15 protein-coding genes and 1 pseudogene are annotated in these 14,084 nt (G+C 51.2%); 4 read left to right on the forward strand and 12 right to left on the reverse strand.

Annotated elements, in window-relative coordinates:
- The 8 genes and pseudogenes from VNZ65_RS11040 to VNZ65_RS11075 all read right to left on the reverse strand — a co-directional run.
- Positions 1 to 242, reverse strand: a pseudogene (locus tag VNZ65_RS11040) (hypothetical protein); the annotation flags it as partial.
- Between the two features lie 15 nt (positions 243 to 257).
- On the reverse strand, positions 258 to 902 hold the full coding sequence (locus VNZ65_RS11045) for a hypothetical protein (RefSeq protein ID WP_325668887.1): 645 nt from the start codon (positions 900 to 902) through the stop codon (positions 258 to 260).
- Entirely contained in the window at positions 902 to 2,338 is a 1,437-nt protein-coding gene (locus tag VNZ65_RS11050; RefSeq protein WP_325668889.1) for a hypothetical protein, read from the reverse strand. The genes VNZ65_RS11045 and VNZ65_RS11050 overlap by 1 nt, the downstream gene beginning before the upstream one ends.
- 1 nt (position 2,339) lies before the next feature.
- Positions 2,340 to 2,627: a hypothetical protein gene (locus tag VNZ65_RS11055; protein WP_325668891.1), complete on the reverse strand. Its 288-nt coding sequence runs from the start codon at positions 2,625 to 2,627 to the stop codon at positions 2,340 to 2,342.
- A gap of 549 nt (positions 2,628 to 3,176) precedes the next feature.
- Positions 3,177 to 4,385 (reverse strand): cytochrome-c peroxidase, encoded by a 1,209-nt coding sequence (locus VNZ65_RS11060; RefSeq protein ID WP_325668893.1) that lies wholly within the window; start codon positions 4,383 to 4,385, stop codon positions 3,177 to 3,179.
- Entirely contained in the window at positions 4,382 to 5,035 is a 654-nt protein-coding gene (locus VNZ65_RS11065; protein WP_325668895.1) for an SCO family protein, read from the reverse strand. The genes VNZ65_RS11060 and VNZ65_RS11065 overlap by 4 nt, the downstream gene beginning before the upstream one ends.
- 86 nt (positions 5,036 to 5,121) lie before the next feature.
- The gene (locus tag VNZ65_RS11070) at positions 5,122 to 6,336 is read right to left on the reverse strand and encodes a selenium-binding protein SBP56-related protein (RefSeq protein WP_325668897.1); all 1,215 of its coding nucleotides are present in this window, start codon (positions 6,334 to 6,336) and stop codon (positions 5,122 to 5,124) included.
- A gap of 308 nt (positions 6,337 to 6,644) precedes the next feature.
- On the reverse strand, positions 6,645 to 8,915 hold the full coding sequence (locus tag VNZ65_RS11075) for a M9 family metallopeptidase (protein ID WP_325668899.1): 2,271 nt from the start codon (positions 8,913 to 8,915) through the stop codon (positions 6,645 to 6,647).
- Positions 8,916 to 9,441: 526 nt separating this feature from the next.
- On the opposite strand from VNZ65_RS11075, the gene VNZ65_RS25370 reads away from it, so the two are divergent.
- The 4 genes from VNZ65_RS25370 (at position 9,442) to VNZ65_RS11090 (ending at position 11,500) form a co-directional block, all read left to right on the forward strand.
- The gene (locus VNZ65_RS25370) at positions 9,442 to 9,768 is read left to right on the forward strand and encodes a fibronectin type III domain-containing protein (RefSeq protein ID WP_414649098.1); all 327 of its coding nucleotides are present in this window, start codon (positions 9,442 to 9,444) and stop codon (positions 9,766 to 9,768) included.
- A 119-nt stretch (positions 9,769 to 9,887) separates the two neighbouring features.
- Positions 9,888 to 10,322 carry a transposase gene (locus VNZ65_RS11080; RefSeq protein ID WP_325668901.1) on the forward strand — a complete coding sequence of 145 codons (435 nt, stop codon included), beginning with the start codon at positions 9,888 to 9,890 and terminating at the stop codon, positions 10,320 to 10,322.
- Positions 10,323 to 10,349: 27 nt separating this feature from the next.
- Positions 10,350 to 11,042, forward strand: a complete 693-nt coding sequence (locus VNZ65_RS11085) for a mechanosensitive ion channel family protein (protein ID WP_325668903.1) — start codon at positions 10,350 to 10,352, stop codon at positions 11,040 to 11,042.
- Between the two features lie 212 nt (positions 11,043 to 11,254).
- Positions 11,255 to 11,500, forward strand: coding sequence for a hypothetical protein (locus VNZ65_RS11090; RefSeq protein WP_325668905.1), 246 nt, complete (start codon positions 11,255 to 11,257; stop codon positions 11,498 to 11,500).
- A gap of 3 nt (positions 11,501 to 11,503) precedes the next feature.
- Here VNZ65_RS11090 and VNZ65_RS11095 read toward each other — a convergent pair whose 3' ends face one another.
- From VNZ65_RS11095 to VNZ65_RS11110, 4 genes are all read right to left on the reverse strand, one after another.
- Positions 11,504 to 11,962 carry an SgcJ/EcaC family oxidoreductase gene (locus tag VNZ65_RS11095; RefSeq protein ID WP_325668907.1) on the reverse strand — a complete coding sequence of 153 codons (459 nt, stop codon included), beginning with the start codon at positions 11,960 to 11,962 and terminating at the stop codon, positions 11,504 to 11,506.
- A gap of 115 nt (positions 11,963 to 12,077) precedes the next feature.
- Positions 12,078 to 12,245 (reverse strand): hypothetical protein, encoded by a 168-nt coding sequence (locus VNZ65_RS11100; protein WP_325668909.1) that lies wholly within the window; start codon positions 12,243 to 12,245, stop codon positions 12,078 to 12,080.
- Positions 12,246 to 12,292: 47 nt separating this feature from the next.
- Positions 12,293 to 13,111 (reverse strand): sulfite exporter TauE/SafE family protein, encoded by an 819-nt coding sequence (locus VNZ65_RS11105; protein ID WP_325668911.1) that lies wholly within the window; start codon positions 13,109 to 13,111, stop codon positions 12,293 to 12,295.
- Positions 13,105 to 13,983, reverse strand: coding sequence for an isocitrate lyase/PEP mutase family protein (locus VNZ65_RS11110; RefSeq protein WP_325668913.1), 879 nt, complete (start codon positions 13,981 to 13,983; stop codon positions 13,105 to 13,107). Before VNZ65_RS11110 ends, VNZ65_RS11105 begins: the two co-directional genes overlap by 7 nt.
- Positions 13,984 to 14,084: the final 101 nt, after the last annotated feature.

Below are 14,084 nucleotides of genomic sequence, written 5' to 3' on the forward strand. Positions count from 1 at the left end.
GAGATCGCCGGCTCCAGTTTCACTAATTTTCCCTGATAAATCCCGCCTTCCGGCGGCATCATGCCGAACTTGACGCGCGGCCAATGACCGTAATAGCCGAACATATCGCGCTTTTGAATACGCTCCTGTGTCCTGGCGCCATTGATAAAGGCGGCCACCTTGTCGATGTTGAAATGTCGTGGCTTGCCCGTTAGTTCGCGACCGCGATCATTGAGGTTGTACTGAATCACACCTGTTCGCATCCTATTCTCTCCTGTCTAGTGCGGTGAAGGCAGCATCGCTTCGCCTTCAGCCCGATAAAATTGCTGCGCCATGGCGCCGTTAAATAGACCAATCTCATTCTCAAAGTGCTTCAACAGCGATAGCTGCAGCACATACTTGGCAGCGATCACCGCGCGCAACGCGGGCGCTACCATGGGAATGTTCATTCCCAATTCTCCCTCATCATCGATCGACACCCGGATCCGGCTGGTCAGATAATGGGTAGCGCTAGGATCTGCGCTGCCAATGCTGCTGGCGCTGCTCAAGGCCGTCGGATAGGGCTTGCTCTTATCCTGCCAAAGCTGCTCCACGATCCAGCCATTCGGCCAGAGCAGTTGCAGATACATGCGCAGGAAATGCAATCCCCGCTTGGGATTGCGCGCACGCCAGGCTTTATAGAGATAGCGCATGGCCGGCTCTTCGGTGCGGATCAGCGCCAACCCTTCCCGTTTGACGTGCCGCTCGATCAAGGGCAAGGAACCCAGGTGCGGCACGCCATAGACGTTCAGCTCGCGCTCAGCGTCCCGTAAATGAGTCTTGAACAGGAACAGTACCAACTGCTTCAGTTCCGCTTCCAGCGCGTTGGCGTCGTGGCTGCGCTGGAGCGGCGCAAGCGATGGGATTCTGCTGTCGACGGCCATTACTGCCCCCAGGAGCCAAGGTTGTAATTGGCCAGCGTCACCGAGACATTCAGGCTTTCTGGGGTCATGTAGCGGAAATGTTCAGGCAGCTGCTTACCCTTCATCGGCGTGATCGTCACTGAAAAGTCGCTCCCCGAATCCTGGAGCGCCTGGACGTTGTTCTTCAGCAGCGCATAGATCGCCTTGTATTTCACCACCAGCATGCCGGCGCGGATCGGCACGGCTTTCTCGCCGTATTCCTTCAGCAACACGTCCAGAATCTGCTTTTTGACGGCAACGGCGTCGTGAATACGCGCCACCTCGGCAACGATGGTCATGCCAATAGGAAGCATGGCGGGCGTGATGAACACGATGCGATAGGAGTCATCGGCGGCCTTGATCACGCGCACAATCTCCTGTTCGATCGATTCGCGCGTGGCGCCATCGGGCGGCACAAAGGAGACGAACAGCCGGTTGATACTGTCCAGGCTCGGCCCGCGCACCAACTCTTCAATCGTTTCGTTCCAGATCGAGAGAAATTTCAGGCCGGCGATATTGCGGCGAACCAGAAAATCAAACTCACCCAGGTACACCGCCGTCTGGTCATAGGCTGACGGATATTTGCAAAGCTCCCGCAGCGCCGCGATATCTATTGGCGCGGCACCCGGAATCAATAGCGAGTCCATCGTGATCTTGATGAGGCCGTCTTGCGGCGCCACCGCATAATCCAGGGCAAAGGGGCTGCCAGCGTCCGGCCGCACGTCCCCTGTGGTCTCATATACAGTCAGGGTCAGCACCTCACCGACGTTGGGCTGATAACCCACATAACCGGCATAGCCAAACACGACGAACAAGCGCCGGTATTCGTCGCATTCCACATGGAACACCTTGTCGCCATTGGCAACATTCGTAAATTCCACACTATATATATACGGTGTGCTGGCCGCATCGGCGACTGAGATACCGCTGATAAAGCGCCCGTCTGCTGGCTGCGGCACCTCAATCTTATAAAATGCCTGCGAAACGGTCACGGTATGCTCGATTGCACGCACCTGCTTTTGCACCAATTCAGCATACCCAACACCGCCGGCAGGCACCGTTACCGGCGAATCGGCAACGTACATGCGGCCGCTCGAATCCAATAGCCCACGACCGGCGCCAATGGCAAACTCAGCATTGGTAGGATTCTCAACTTTCACCTTCACGCGCGCAGGTGTTGCCATCGGTATCAAGCCCTTGAGCGAAGCATCGGCCAGTACAGTCGAATCCCGGACCTTGTCAAATGGCTCCATCGCACCGAGCTCGATCTGCTGCGACATCATCGCCATCATCTGGGCGATTGCGGATTGCGCCTGCAGCAGCCGCGGATCGCCCACCTGGTACAACGCCGCCAGCTCAGGGAACTGCGAGACGGAATTGACGATCACCCGATCAAAGTCTTCTTTGGAATAGGCCATGTCAGCTCACGCGCTCCTGCCAGCCAGCCACATCGACAATCAGCTCACGGCGATCCGGCTGCGAGTCCACATAGAAGACATTGACAGCACCAGACGGCATCGCATCCAGCGCCGGCACGTCCTCGCGCATCTTACCGATGAAAGCATCGCCGATGCCGGCGGCCATGGGGTTTTGCAAAAGCGACTGGGGATCCGCGCCATAGTCCGAGCCGAGATAGCCGTTCGGCGGCGTACTCAGCCAATGGCGGACCATGGCTTGAATGTCTTGGGCAATGATGGAAGGTTTCATGGCGATGATGATAGAGCCATCGCCAAGAGTGAGATAAGGGGGTTTTCCTGTTCACAGAAAAAAGGCGTGCTAACCATTAATCGCGCACATCATTCAGCATAGATTCCATCGATTGCATACGATACTGCAACTTACGATTCCCCCATCACTGGGAGCAGGTGAATTTATGTAGAATTGCATCTGAGTCTTTGGGATAACTTAGCACAGGCGAGAGCACTTGTGTTTCACGCAGCGAAATAGCAGAGTTGAACGGCCGACTAATATTGGTCAGTGTCATGGACTGAATATTCGCAGTCGTCGAATTTACACAGTCAGTAACTGTTCTATCCAGTATTGTCCAAGCTTGACGATTACCGAGCATGGAATGCTCTCAGGCTTGATTAAATCAAATTTAATCTCCGTGCTTTTATTAAATTCAACTCCATCACGCAAGAAAAATTTCCCACAATTACAGAGTGACAAATTGTGGACCTCAGCGAGATGAAATTAAGTTAAATTAAATGAGAAACATAAGATAAGCGGTACGGCTCACGATCTTTTCAGTCAAAATTAAGGTTTTCTGTTCCCACTGGGATCGTCTCCGGCTCGCTCCCGGAAGGACTGAGTCGGACCGCCACCGACAGCTGCCGCGCGCGCCTGGATACCCAATTCTTTTACGTTCTCACCGGTCAGAGTGCGGAGAAAGGCGAGCAAATCACGCTTTTCATCCGAACTCAGATGCAGCGGCTGCAACAAGACGTCTTTGTCAGGATTATCTATGCCGCCACGGTCATAAAACTCGACGACTTGTTCCAGCGCGGACAACGAGCCATCGTGCATGTACGGCGAGGTGAGCGCTATGTTGCGCAAGGTCGGTGTGCGATAGGAGCCACGGTCGACGACATTGCGCGTGACTTCATAGCGGCCCGCGTCGTTTGATGCCGCTTCGGATACGCTTTGCAAAGTGCGTGCATCCATGGTCACGTTCAAACCTGGCGCAAGCTGCACACGGTACGTCATCCTGGCATTCTCTGCGCTGGACAACCAGCCTATTCCCGTATTGTGAAATTTACCGTCAGTAAACAGTGCACTATTCTTGTCCATGCTGTGGCACGCGATGCAGTTGGCCTTGCCGGAAAAAATACGGAAGCCGGCCTGCTCATTATCGTTAATGGCCGTTTTGACCTGGCCGTAGCGCCAGCGGTCAAAGCGAGAATTCCCGGATAGAAGCGTGCGCTCATAACTGGCGAGAGCGGTGCCTATCGTTTCGCGACCTACTTCCCGTCCGTTGAATGCGGATTCAAACAGGTGCTGATAATCCGGCAAGGCTTTGATCTTGCTAACCACATGATCGACGGACGGATTCGCCATTTCATTCGCTGCCAGCAATGGCCCCCAGGCCTGCTTTTCCAGACTGCTTTCCCGGCCGTCATGGAACAGGCGCCGCACGTAGGCGACATTCAGAATAGTCGGGGCATTTCGGCGTAGGCTTTGTCCTTCGAAACCGATGGGAGTCGCCAACTCATTCGAGGTAAATCCTTGTTCAGGCACGTGGCACATGGCGCAAGACATGGTGTCGTTGTACGATAGGCGTCGATCCATGAACAATTTTCGTCCCAGCTCGATCTGCGCCGGGAGCGGCAAAACGGTATGCGGCGCAGTCAGCGGGGGTAAGCCAAGTGTACTGTCCGCCAAGGCTACAATACTGCTTTCATCGGGACGCTGGCATGCGGCCAAGGCGATTGCTAGCAGACAATGCGCGAACAACAGGCGTTTCATCGAGCTTTGATACCCTGCTCCATTAGCAAGGTCTTGATGTCGTTGAATATCATGTCATGTTGGAGGAAGGCCGGGCTGTATATTTCACGGACCTGGCCGCGCGCATCGATCAGGAACACCTTGAGCATATGACGCAACAACGGAATCCGCTGGCCGTTCGGCGGTGGCGAGGCGACTGAGACATCTTGTCCAAAGCCTTCCAGCATGGGTAGTAAATCGCTGCGCGCGCGACTGGTCAGAAAATGCCACGGCAGGCCGTGCGTATCGCGCGCATCTTTACCGCCATAGTTGCGCATCGCTTCCGGCGTGTCGTATTGTGGATCGAAACTCATGCTGACAAAGCGCACGTTATCGCGCATGCCTGGACTGCCTTCGATGGATTTTTTCAGGTTGTGGAAGGTGGCATATGCTAGGGGACAACCGCGGGCATCCGTGCAGTAGGTGTAAATGAAAGAAAAAAGTGTGACTCTACCGGTGACATAGCGCGACAGTTTTTGCGGGCTGCCGTCGCTGTCGAGCACCAGCCCTTCAGGCGTGTTCAGGATCCGTTGCAGCCGGTAAGTACCTGCCGGGGGTGCAACAAAGCCACTGCGCTCCAGTGCCTGCGCACGGCTTGAGCAAAGCAGCAGAACGAGCGAAACCGCCAACATAGCCGTTGCCGGCAATCGGCAACGTTGCGGAACGGAGCAGAGGCTGGCGCTTTTGCGGCGCGGAGGACGCGAGAAAATTCCGAAACTCAAGAGACGTCCTGGGAAGACCTAGCCCCGAACTTGATATGGTGTGCTCGGCCCAGCTTCAATTTGTAGAAATCGAGTGTCCATTGTTCCTGCAGCTGTTTGCCATTCCAGCTATACAGTTTCAGAAACTGTTCGTCATCAGCTCCCTTCTTGTCCCAATTGGCCAGCAGGGAACTGCTGACATAGACACGCTTGCCGTCCCAGCTCTGCGACACCATGTTCGCCTGCGCCCCGGTGTGCTTGGCATAAATTTCCTTTGGCGCTTCCGGATTGCTGAGGTCGAAATAGCGCGTCATGCCATCCATGAAAGTATTGACCCACAAGCCTTTGCCATCAGCGTTGATCGAGATGTCCACCGGCAGCGGCACCTTGGCCGGGTCGCCAATATTTCCCACATCCTTGGCTTGCCATTCGCCGCGCGCGTCTTTCTTCACTAGCCACAGCTTCGAAGTCAGTGCGGTCGCGGTAATCGCCCAGTCGTCGCCCTCCTTCAGTGACCAGCGCACCTCCAGCGGAGCGCCTGGCACCTTCATGATTTTTTCCGGCTGCATGGTTTTCAGATTCCACATCACCATGGTGCTGCCGAAGTGTTTCATGGCTGACGGATCCTTCAGCAATTTGCCAAAATCCATCATGTAGTTGTTCCAACCGGTAAAGCTGGATGTCAGCAACGCGTTCATAGCGGGATTGACGCCGATATCGTAGCCGTAGCCATCGCCGCCCTGCGTGGTAGGCATGTCGTATTTGCTAAGGAATTCGCCTTTGTTGTTGTACAGCGCCATGCCAGTGGTGCCACCATGATCCTTGTTGTTGGAGAGCGCACCGACTAGCATGCGGCCCGGCAACGCGTAGAAGGTATGCGGCCCCACCAGCCCCGATTTGCTGGCAAAGTCGCTGATGGTCTTGAGCAGTTTCGGCTTGGCCGGATCGCTATGGATATCGAAGACGTAGATCTTATTGTCGTCCAGACCGCCAGCCCAGAGAAAGCGCCGGTCGTCGGTAAAGCCCGTGTGATGGGCCTCGCCACGCGCGCCGACAGAGATGGTGGCTATCACTTTTCCGTAACTTTTCGACGCTGGATTGACATCCACCGTCACCAGTTTATCGAAGCCGTCTCCCATGCCGCGTACACCAAGCGTCCAGACGTAGGCAAAGTCCTCCTGGCCCTTGATGAGGTTCGACATATAGGGAGAGTTGCAGGTTTCGTCAGCCATGATCGACCTGCTGACGAATGTACTGCAAACCAGAATCGCCGCGCAACTCAAGGTCGCCACGAAAGAGTGTTTCCTGAAATAGCTGTTAGCCATTGCCTGCCTTTGAAATCAATTGATAGGGCCGATCTCTTGGATCGAAATCGTGGCAATCCTAACCCGTATCATATTGTCATCATAGCTGCCAAAGTTGCCAGGATGCGACCTTGTTTTCAAACGCTGCTTGTCGAGGTGAAAAAACAATCATTGGTAATCCCCGATACACCACAGACCATCCGGTACGATCAGCGCAGCTACCGTCATTCGACACATTAATCGTAGGTAGCGCTCAGTGACACACCGTTGAATTTTTGCTTAGCGACGAGCAAAATATAGTACCAACGACCAGAAGCTGGAGTTGTCAGAGCAATGTTTTCCCTGTTTCCTGGATTGTGGGAGGCGGCATCGTAAGAACTGGTGGTCGGATAACGATCAAGAGCAATATACATATCGACGTCACCGCTACCGCTGCTAGTGCGCAAATTAAGGTTTTTTGCCCCGTTCGGTAGTTGGATATAAGCATATACGTGATCAGAAGACGATAAGCCCTTGATCGAACAATTTTTACCCAGATAACTGGATGACGCGCAGCTCGTCAACTGCGGCCCATCGGGTAATGGCGGCTCACCCGAAGTGCCCGTAGTCTTGACCCAGCTGGCAAACTCGCTATCGTAACGAGCGCCTATGTAAGCCATCATATTTTGATAGCCGTCATAATCGCCGACGCGGAATTTAGCTAGCACAGTATCGACGTCATTGCGATGACGCTCAACCATAAACCGCGTTGCCATATAGCCCCAGCGATATGCTCGCGGCACATAATCCGTCATCGCATATGTATTGCCCAATATTTGGCTTAGGCGGTAAGCGCCTGTATGGGCGACATCGATCGCATCCTGGTAGTCATTTTTCTTGGACAAATACTCGGCAATCCCTTCGATCCACCAAACCGCAGGCTTTGCTGTACTTGTGGTGAAATCTCCGAACATGTTGAAGCGGCCATCCAGATAATGGATATATTCGTGTTCCAAGTTCCACACGTGAAATGCCGGACGCATCCAAGATGCTTCGTGAGCAATAAAACGCGCCTGATTGCTAGGTACCTCGGGGTTGCCTTCCAAATACATCCCACCGTTATTGGTACTGATCCCATATATCACCCCGGCGTACTTGTTGTAGTTGGTGTAATCACCAAATACCACCACTTCCAGCGAAGTATTATGGTCGTTAGCCACGGGCGTGCGATTAGTTTGAAGCATATCGTGGAAATAAGACTCTTCTTTTTGTATCACATCACACGACGATCTCATTTGCGCCGGTGTCATCTGCTGCGCACGAATACGTAAGGTAGGGTCGCAGGAATATGTGCTTTTCAGTACGATATCAGCGAGTCGAGTTTCAAAACCGCAGGTACCGTATTCTGCACAGTTAGCATCGTCGTTATATTTCACCGCTGTCGCTGCGGCCAACCAGAGATCATTATCTGCGCCAGTCATGGTGGTTGTTGCTAACAGGTTCTTGATCATGATTTTGACGCCAGTTTTCTGCGTGGGGTATTGCATGAAACGAAATGCCTCGTTTGCCGTGTCAGTTAGTTGATACGCAGTTTCGCTCCCCACGAGAGAGTCCTTGTTGTTAACGACAAAATTATTGAGTGCAGCTGGGTACATCATGTCGCTCTGGAATATCCGCTTGCCATCGGCCCTACCATGGGCATAGAACAGCACAGTTAGCACACCGGTAAAGCCACCGGCCGCGGTCGGTTTTCGCAACGCATCGACGGCATACGGATTGCTGACGCTATTGGTGTAGCGCATCACTAGGTTCTTCATGCTGTCCAGATAATAGGTTTCGTCGCTCATGTTAGTGATGAGCTTCAGCACTTCGCTGGCGGTGCTCGACGCTATGGAGTTTTCCCGAAACAGGGTATCGCCGTCGACTAGTTGCCGGATTGACGGACGCAAGGTAGCCAATAATGATACAGAGGGATTGGTAATCACATTGCTGCTGGCTAAGTAGTAGCCGGCGCGCAGATAGATTAGCAGATTGACCAAGGCCCGATTGGTGGCATTGTAGATATGCGCTTCCTGCGCGAAACGATTGGCGACCGCTGACAAATTATCAGCCGCATAAATCTTGGTGGCTTGCGCGGTAGTCAGCGAGAACAAGCCGTAATGGCATTCATAGTCGGGTAGGTTGGCAATATAGTCGGCCAGGGCTTTGCCGTCATATCCAGCGAGTATGTCCATATCCTGGCAATTTGGCGCGGCCGCCATTCGTTTGCTGCGCTGGCCACTCACTGATCTCTTTTGTGCTGGAACCAGGTCGGTCCGCGGCTTTGTACTGGGCGGCAGATTAAATTTCGATTGCTCCGGCGAGGGCGGTAAGGTCTGTCTCGCACGCGGCATTGGCGCTTGCTTGATCAGTGTACGTTCTGGCGAGGCTCCCGGCGCGGAGACGGGGGTGCTATCGGCATATGCCAAGGACGACAAGCAAGCCAGCGTCAGAGCTGTCAGCCAGGAATTTTTGTTCGGAGTTGCCATCTATTTATTATCCTCATGTGAATGGCGGCGACGCACCATGACATGAGAGTTCAAGGGGGCCGCAGCCGACTGAGGAAGTTACCTTAGGTGCGCAAATACCAATAGCTGTCAGATTTGGCAGGTAGATAACAAATATTTCGAAGGTGTTCTAACGATATTGCGACAGCGTGTCGGGTGACTCTTTGTCACAAATTCGAATTAGCTCGCACGAGCTGTGGTTCAGGGTGACGACGAACGCGGACAGTGAGGATTTACCTCGCTGGAAGCCAACCTATCGCAATAGAACCACCGACCATCAAGCGTTTGAAACGCGTACCAGCGGCTCCGACGTCCTGATCACACGCGGCATGGCGCCCTCATTGCAAAGGAACCACCTTAGAAAGGATGGGTAATTACAGAGTTACTGCCCGGGTCAGTTTGGACTCACCACCGAAAAAAACTGTAACGTTTGCCAGTTGCAAAATAACCGCAATTCTCGTCTCATTGACTTCGCATTCTTCCGATTTATTTTTGAAATAGAAAAATCATGACATCAGAATTTTCTTCTATCAAATTTTCTAGAACACCTATTGTCAAGGCCGTTGAGAATAGCCACGATTCTATTACCGTTGCATGGTCTGCTCCCATTATGGATCGACCAATCACCGCTTATCAATTCATAATCAGAAGGGGCGCGCCCAACGGCCCCCAATTGAATATCGAGGAGTTACCGAGGCCCAACAACTTTCCTCCATATCGCCACGCAATCCGTTCTCTGACATCAAAAACGGTCTATTACATTCAGGTGCGAGGAATCGATTGTGGTGGTGATGCTAGTAGTTGGTCCAGACAGCAAGGTTACAGAACGCTATGAAGTGCCACGTTTCCAGGACCAAATACCGTAGCGGTTGACCTCGAAATATTCACATGTTTTCAAATGATGGTGTGTAAAGAATTTTAATTCATTGAAAAATCTTCGCCTCAAAGGAAAAAATGAAACCGATCAAATACACGGGAAAACTTCTCGACGAACAATGGGAAAAAGTGGCGCATATTCTATCGAGAGCATCGGGACTAAATCTAGCTCAGCATGATTATCGTATATTTATTGAGGCCGTCTTGTGGGTCATCTTGAATAAAAAATCCTGGGCCGATATACCTGATCATTTCGGAAGTGCAAAAAGTATTTATACGCGTTTTTATCGATGGAACGAAAACGCCGTCTGGCACCTGTTGGCACGACGATCGACGACTGATCAAGAATTACATGGAATGCTGACGCAGATTAATGATCGTTGTGATTTCTTGAACAGACGAAGAGAAAGTCGCTCACAAGACCGAATGACGATTCATCGAGAAACTATCGCTCTGCCTACAAATTGCCAAAGTAGCGCCCCCCAATGCGACCTCCTCAAATCCACCACCTGAAAACTTTGACAGCTATGTGTGGCTGTAATGCGCGAATACACTAGGATCGTCGACGAAAGGGTTGCCGTACTTGGACAATTCGGTGTTCAGACCACTAGTATTGTCGCCATCCTAGGGGCTGCCGGCCTGGCGATCGGCCTAGCTTTGCAGGGAACTTTGCAAAATATCGCAGCCGGTATGATGCTGCTGTGCCTGCGTCCATTCCAGGTCGGCGAATACATCTCGAATGGCACTATCGAGGGTACTATCGATGAAATCGGCTTATTTACAACCCAACTGACAAGAGCCGACGGTATCTGTTTGCACACTCCGAACAATCAATTATGGAACAGCGCGTTAACCAACTATAGCCGCAACAACACGCGTCGCATCGACATACCGATCGGCATCAGCTACAAAGATGACCCAGCGGTTGCGACCCAGGCTTTGCAGAAATTATTGCTGGCGGACGAGAGGATTCTGGTGACACCGACTCCTCTCGTGGTTGTAACCGATCATGCCGACAGTGCAGTTATGCTCAATCTGAGAGCCTGGACTACTACCTCCGAATACTGGGAGGTGCGCTGGTCGATTGCGCAAAAATTGCAGGCCGCTCTGGCAGCAGTGAATTGCTCAATTCCGTTCCCGATGCGCGAGTTGCGCATCACCCACGAAGCGGAAACCATGTTTCCCGCACAACAAATTTCGCACATGACGTTGAAAAGCTACGCAAGTAAATAATTGATTTATCGTGACGGGGCCGTTCAGGAGCACTGGAAAAAGTTAAAGAATTCAAAATCAAGTAATTAATATTTGATATAGGATATTCCCTAGATTACACTGAACTTATATCGGAATCGTTATGAACACTCTTTGATTTTTTTCGTGGAGCGCTAGTCTACTATGATAAATTTTTATATGAACGGGTAGACGCAATCAATCCATGCGAGCGCATGGCTTTTACATTGGCAGCCTATAACAGTGGACTGACTTGGGTAAATAAGCGAAAAGAAAAATCGACTCAGCCTCTGTTTTGCTTTGATAAAACCTGTGCAATCAATCCTGGCATTACACCCGGGAATCAAAAACAAAATGCAGAATATCCACGGCGGATTTTACTCCAGCACGAGGCACGCTATATCAAAGATGGCTGGGGAGCAGGAGGTTGTAAATTGTCTCCCACAAACTTGGACGGCTAGATCTTAGTTGTTCTCCGGCATAGCGGAGGAGTGATGGCTGGAAATAAGCCATTGTTTGCCATTCCACTTATAGGTGAAAGTGTAACGAGCCTTCACCTCCGAGCCATCCGCAAATTTGAACGTATATAAACCTGTGTCGATAGCGCTATTACAGTCGATTTCGATGGAGCGGCTGTCGATCGCCCCCACTGGCTTGCGTTGGAGGAAATGTTCGAAGTAGTCTTCCTTCTCTTCTTTAGTCAAGCGCGGCTTATTAGACATCGTGGGCAGCAAGATTGATTTTGCGGCGTAGTTGGCTACTACCTTCTTAGGCTCGCCAGTTTGCAACGCAGCATTCCAGCGATCGAATAAAGAGGCAACTTGCTTCTCGGAGGTAGCATGACATACCTCAGATTTGGCATAGGCATTTGTTGCTGCGACAAGAATAAGGGCGGGCAGAGAGACGGAATGTAAAAGGCGCATAGGATTCTCCAGCGAAAAGAAGAAAGATTGTGAGGGGAGAGGATATATTTCCAAACATAACCAGCACCTCTTGTACCTAGGGTACATCAAGTTGTTCTGAAAAAATGATGCCATCTTAGTCGGGCGGATCAGCGCGATACAACTGGAACAGCAGCCCGACCAAATCAATTCCGAGAATGTCGACATCCATGGCAGATTTAGGATACCGATCTTCAAACATCTCGACATCTTCGGAAAAGCTACCGTTAATCCACTGAAAACCTTCAACGAGCTTCTGAGGCACGAACAAACGACTTGGCGTTTAACACCCTACTCCCGAAAAAAGCGTATCTATGAAAACAGCATTTTGCTCGCAGCAGCTAATAATATTAATGCAAAAGCAAGTTTCAGCCATCGAAGATTAAGTCGCTTGCCAAGAATAGCGCCATGCTTTGTAGACCATAAGCTACCGATAACGCATCCAGCAAAAGCCGGCAAATAAACAAAACCCAGTGAGTAGGCGGGAAGTACCTTGTCACCCATTAACCCCATTACAATATAAACAAATGCCGCGATTATGCTAATCGGAACGCCCAATGCAGAAGCCGTGCCGATCGCTTTGCGCATATGGATGCCATCAAAACCTAGAAGAGGCACAAATAATGTTCCTCCTGCGATTCCAACAACGCTTGAAATCACGCCGAGAAAACCTGAGATAACAAACATTGGCCTTCGTTGTAAGATCTGTTTTTGCGCTACCTCTTCAGCATGCCCTTCTCGATGCCAGACTTGATACAAAAACATACCTGCTATGCTTACTTCAAAGGCAATGACACATCCGGCTAATGCATTTCGCGAGATGGACGACCCCACTATTGCTCCAATGATGACACCAACAACAATGGCAGGTAATAATTCCTTTGCAGTTTTGAAATCGACATTGCCATTAGCATGATGGGCACGCGCGCCCATCATGGAAGTGACAAACACGACAGCCATTGAAGTGCCAATAGCTAATGGCATGATGACCGATGATTCAATGCCCATTTCTTTAAAGAGCGTAGTCAAAACCGGCACAATGATAATGCCACCGCCAACCCCAAACAAGCCTGCCAGATAACCTGCAATACACCCGGTGGCAATGTAAACAAACAGAGAGAAAATTAACAAGATTGTTCTACCACCGATAGCTTTGTTTTAGGCATTGGCATATGGCGATTCATATTTTTTTGAAGAAGTGCACTGCACTCCGCAACACCAACTGAGTGGCCATGTAGAGCCTCCGGCAGACGACCATCATCGGCAAAAATAGTGGTCAAAGCATTCCCAATCGCAGATTGGGCCGCAAACAGACATGGTGTGGAATAGAGCGTTAGTCCGGCCCCCGCTTCGCGCAACTCAGACAATGTGACACGCGGACTTTTACCACCGGCGATCTGATTGAATAACAAAGGCTTTTTTGTCATTTTGCGTACTTCGCGCAATGTTTCGATAGAGCGTATTCCATCGACCATAATCACGTCGGCATCTGTTTCCGAAAAGCGTTCTATTCGCCTATAAATCTCGTCACCTGCAGCATCAGTACGAGCCAAAACGCATAAATCGGTGCGTTGCGCCAGCACCATTTCAAGCTTTTCCATGTACTGCTCCAGAGGCAACAGCACTTTACCCTCGTAGTGACCGCAACGGCGAGGCCTTGCTTGGTCTTCAAGCATAATCATTGCCACGCCCATTTGCTCTAGTTGCGTACTGACGTGACATGCCACAGAAACATCCACGTAGCCATCGTCTATATCAACGAGCATTTTATGTTTGGGCAGAATTTGACGAATACGCCATGCCGCCTTCACCATGTCGCTCCACGCGATATAACCAACGTCTGGCAGTCCATAATGGCTTGCGGCAAAACCAAATCCGGAATAAAACAGATTGTCAGAATGCTGCGCGGCGATAGTCGCAGAGAAAGCATCAAAAATACCAATGAAAGGAGCAACCTTTCCGCCTTGAATCTCTTTGCGTAGCACTGCGCCTGGATGGATCATTATTCACCTCTCCGTCAAGTCAAAATTTATTAGGGAAAAATAATTTAAAGTGCAATCACTTCAGTACCTTCGCTGCATCATGGCTAAACCTCTTCCCGGTA

It is taken from the genome of Collimonas sp., from assembly GCF_035566555.1.
In the GTDB taxonomy this organism is placed as follows: Bacteria; Pseudomonadota; Gammaproteobacteria; order Burkholderiales; family Burkholderiaceae_D; genus Collimonas.

Coding starts and splice junctions, on each gene's coding strand:
- VNZ65_RS11045 (WP_325668887.1), bottom strand. CDS start 902: ATGGCCGTCGACAGCAGAATCCCATCGCTTGCGCCGCTCCAGCGCAGC.
- VNZ65_RS11050 (WP_325668889.1), bottom strand. CDS start 2,338: ATGGCCTATTCCAAAGAAGACTTTGATCGGGTGATCGTCAATTCCGTC.
- VNZ65_RS11055 (WP_325668891.1), bottom strand. CDS start 2,627: ATGAAACCTTCCATCATTGCCCAAGACATTCAAGCCATGGTCCGCCAT.
- VNZ65_RS11060 (WP_325668893.1), bottom strand. CDS start 4,385: ATGAAACGCCTGTTGTTCGCGCATTGTCTGCTAGCAATCGCCTTGGCC.
- VNZ65_RS11065 (WP_325668895.1), bottom strand. CDS start 5,035: ATGTTGGCGGTTTCGCTCGTTCTGCTGCTTTGCTCAAGCCGTGCGCAG.
- VNZ65_RS11070 (WP_325668897.1), bottom strand. CDS start 6,336: ATGGCTGACGAAACCTGCAACTCTCCCTATATGTCGAACCTCATCAAG.
- VNZ65_RS11075 (WP_325668899.1), bottom strand. CDS start 8,915: ATGGCAACTCCGAACAAAAATTCCTGGCTGACAGCTCTGACGCTGGCT.
- VNZ65_RS25370 (WP_414649098.1), top strand. CDS start 9,442: ATGACATCAGAATTTTCTTCTATCAAATTTTCTAGAACACCTATTGTC.
- VNZ65_RS11080 (WP_325668901.1), top strand. CDS start 9,888: ATGAAACCGATCAAATACACGGGAAAACTTCTCGACGAACAATGGGAA.
- VNZ65_RS11085 (WP_325668903.1), top strand. CDS start 10,350: ATGCGCGAATACACTAGGATCGTCGACGAAAGGGTTGCCGTACTTGGA.
- VNZ65_RS11090 (WP_325668905.1), top strand. CDS start 11,255: ATGGCTTTTACATTGGCAGCCTATAACAGTGGACTGACTTGGGTAAAT.
- VNZ65_RS11095 (WP_325668907.1), bottom strand. CDS start 11,962: ATGCGCCTTTTACATTCCGTCTCTCTGCCCGCCCTTATTCTTGTCGCA.
- VNZ65_RS11110 (WP_325668913.1), bottom strand. CDS start 13,983: ATGATCCATCCAGGCGCAGTGCTACGCAAAGAGATTCAAGGCGGAAAG.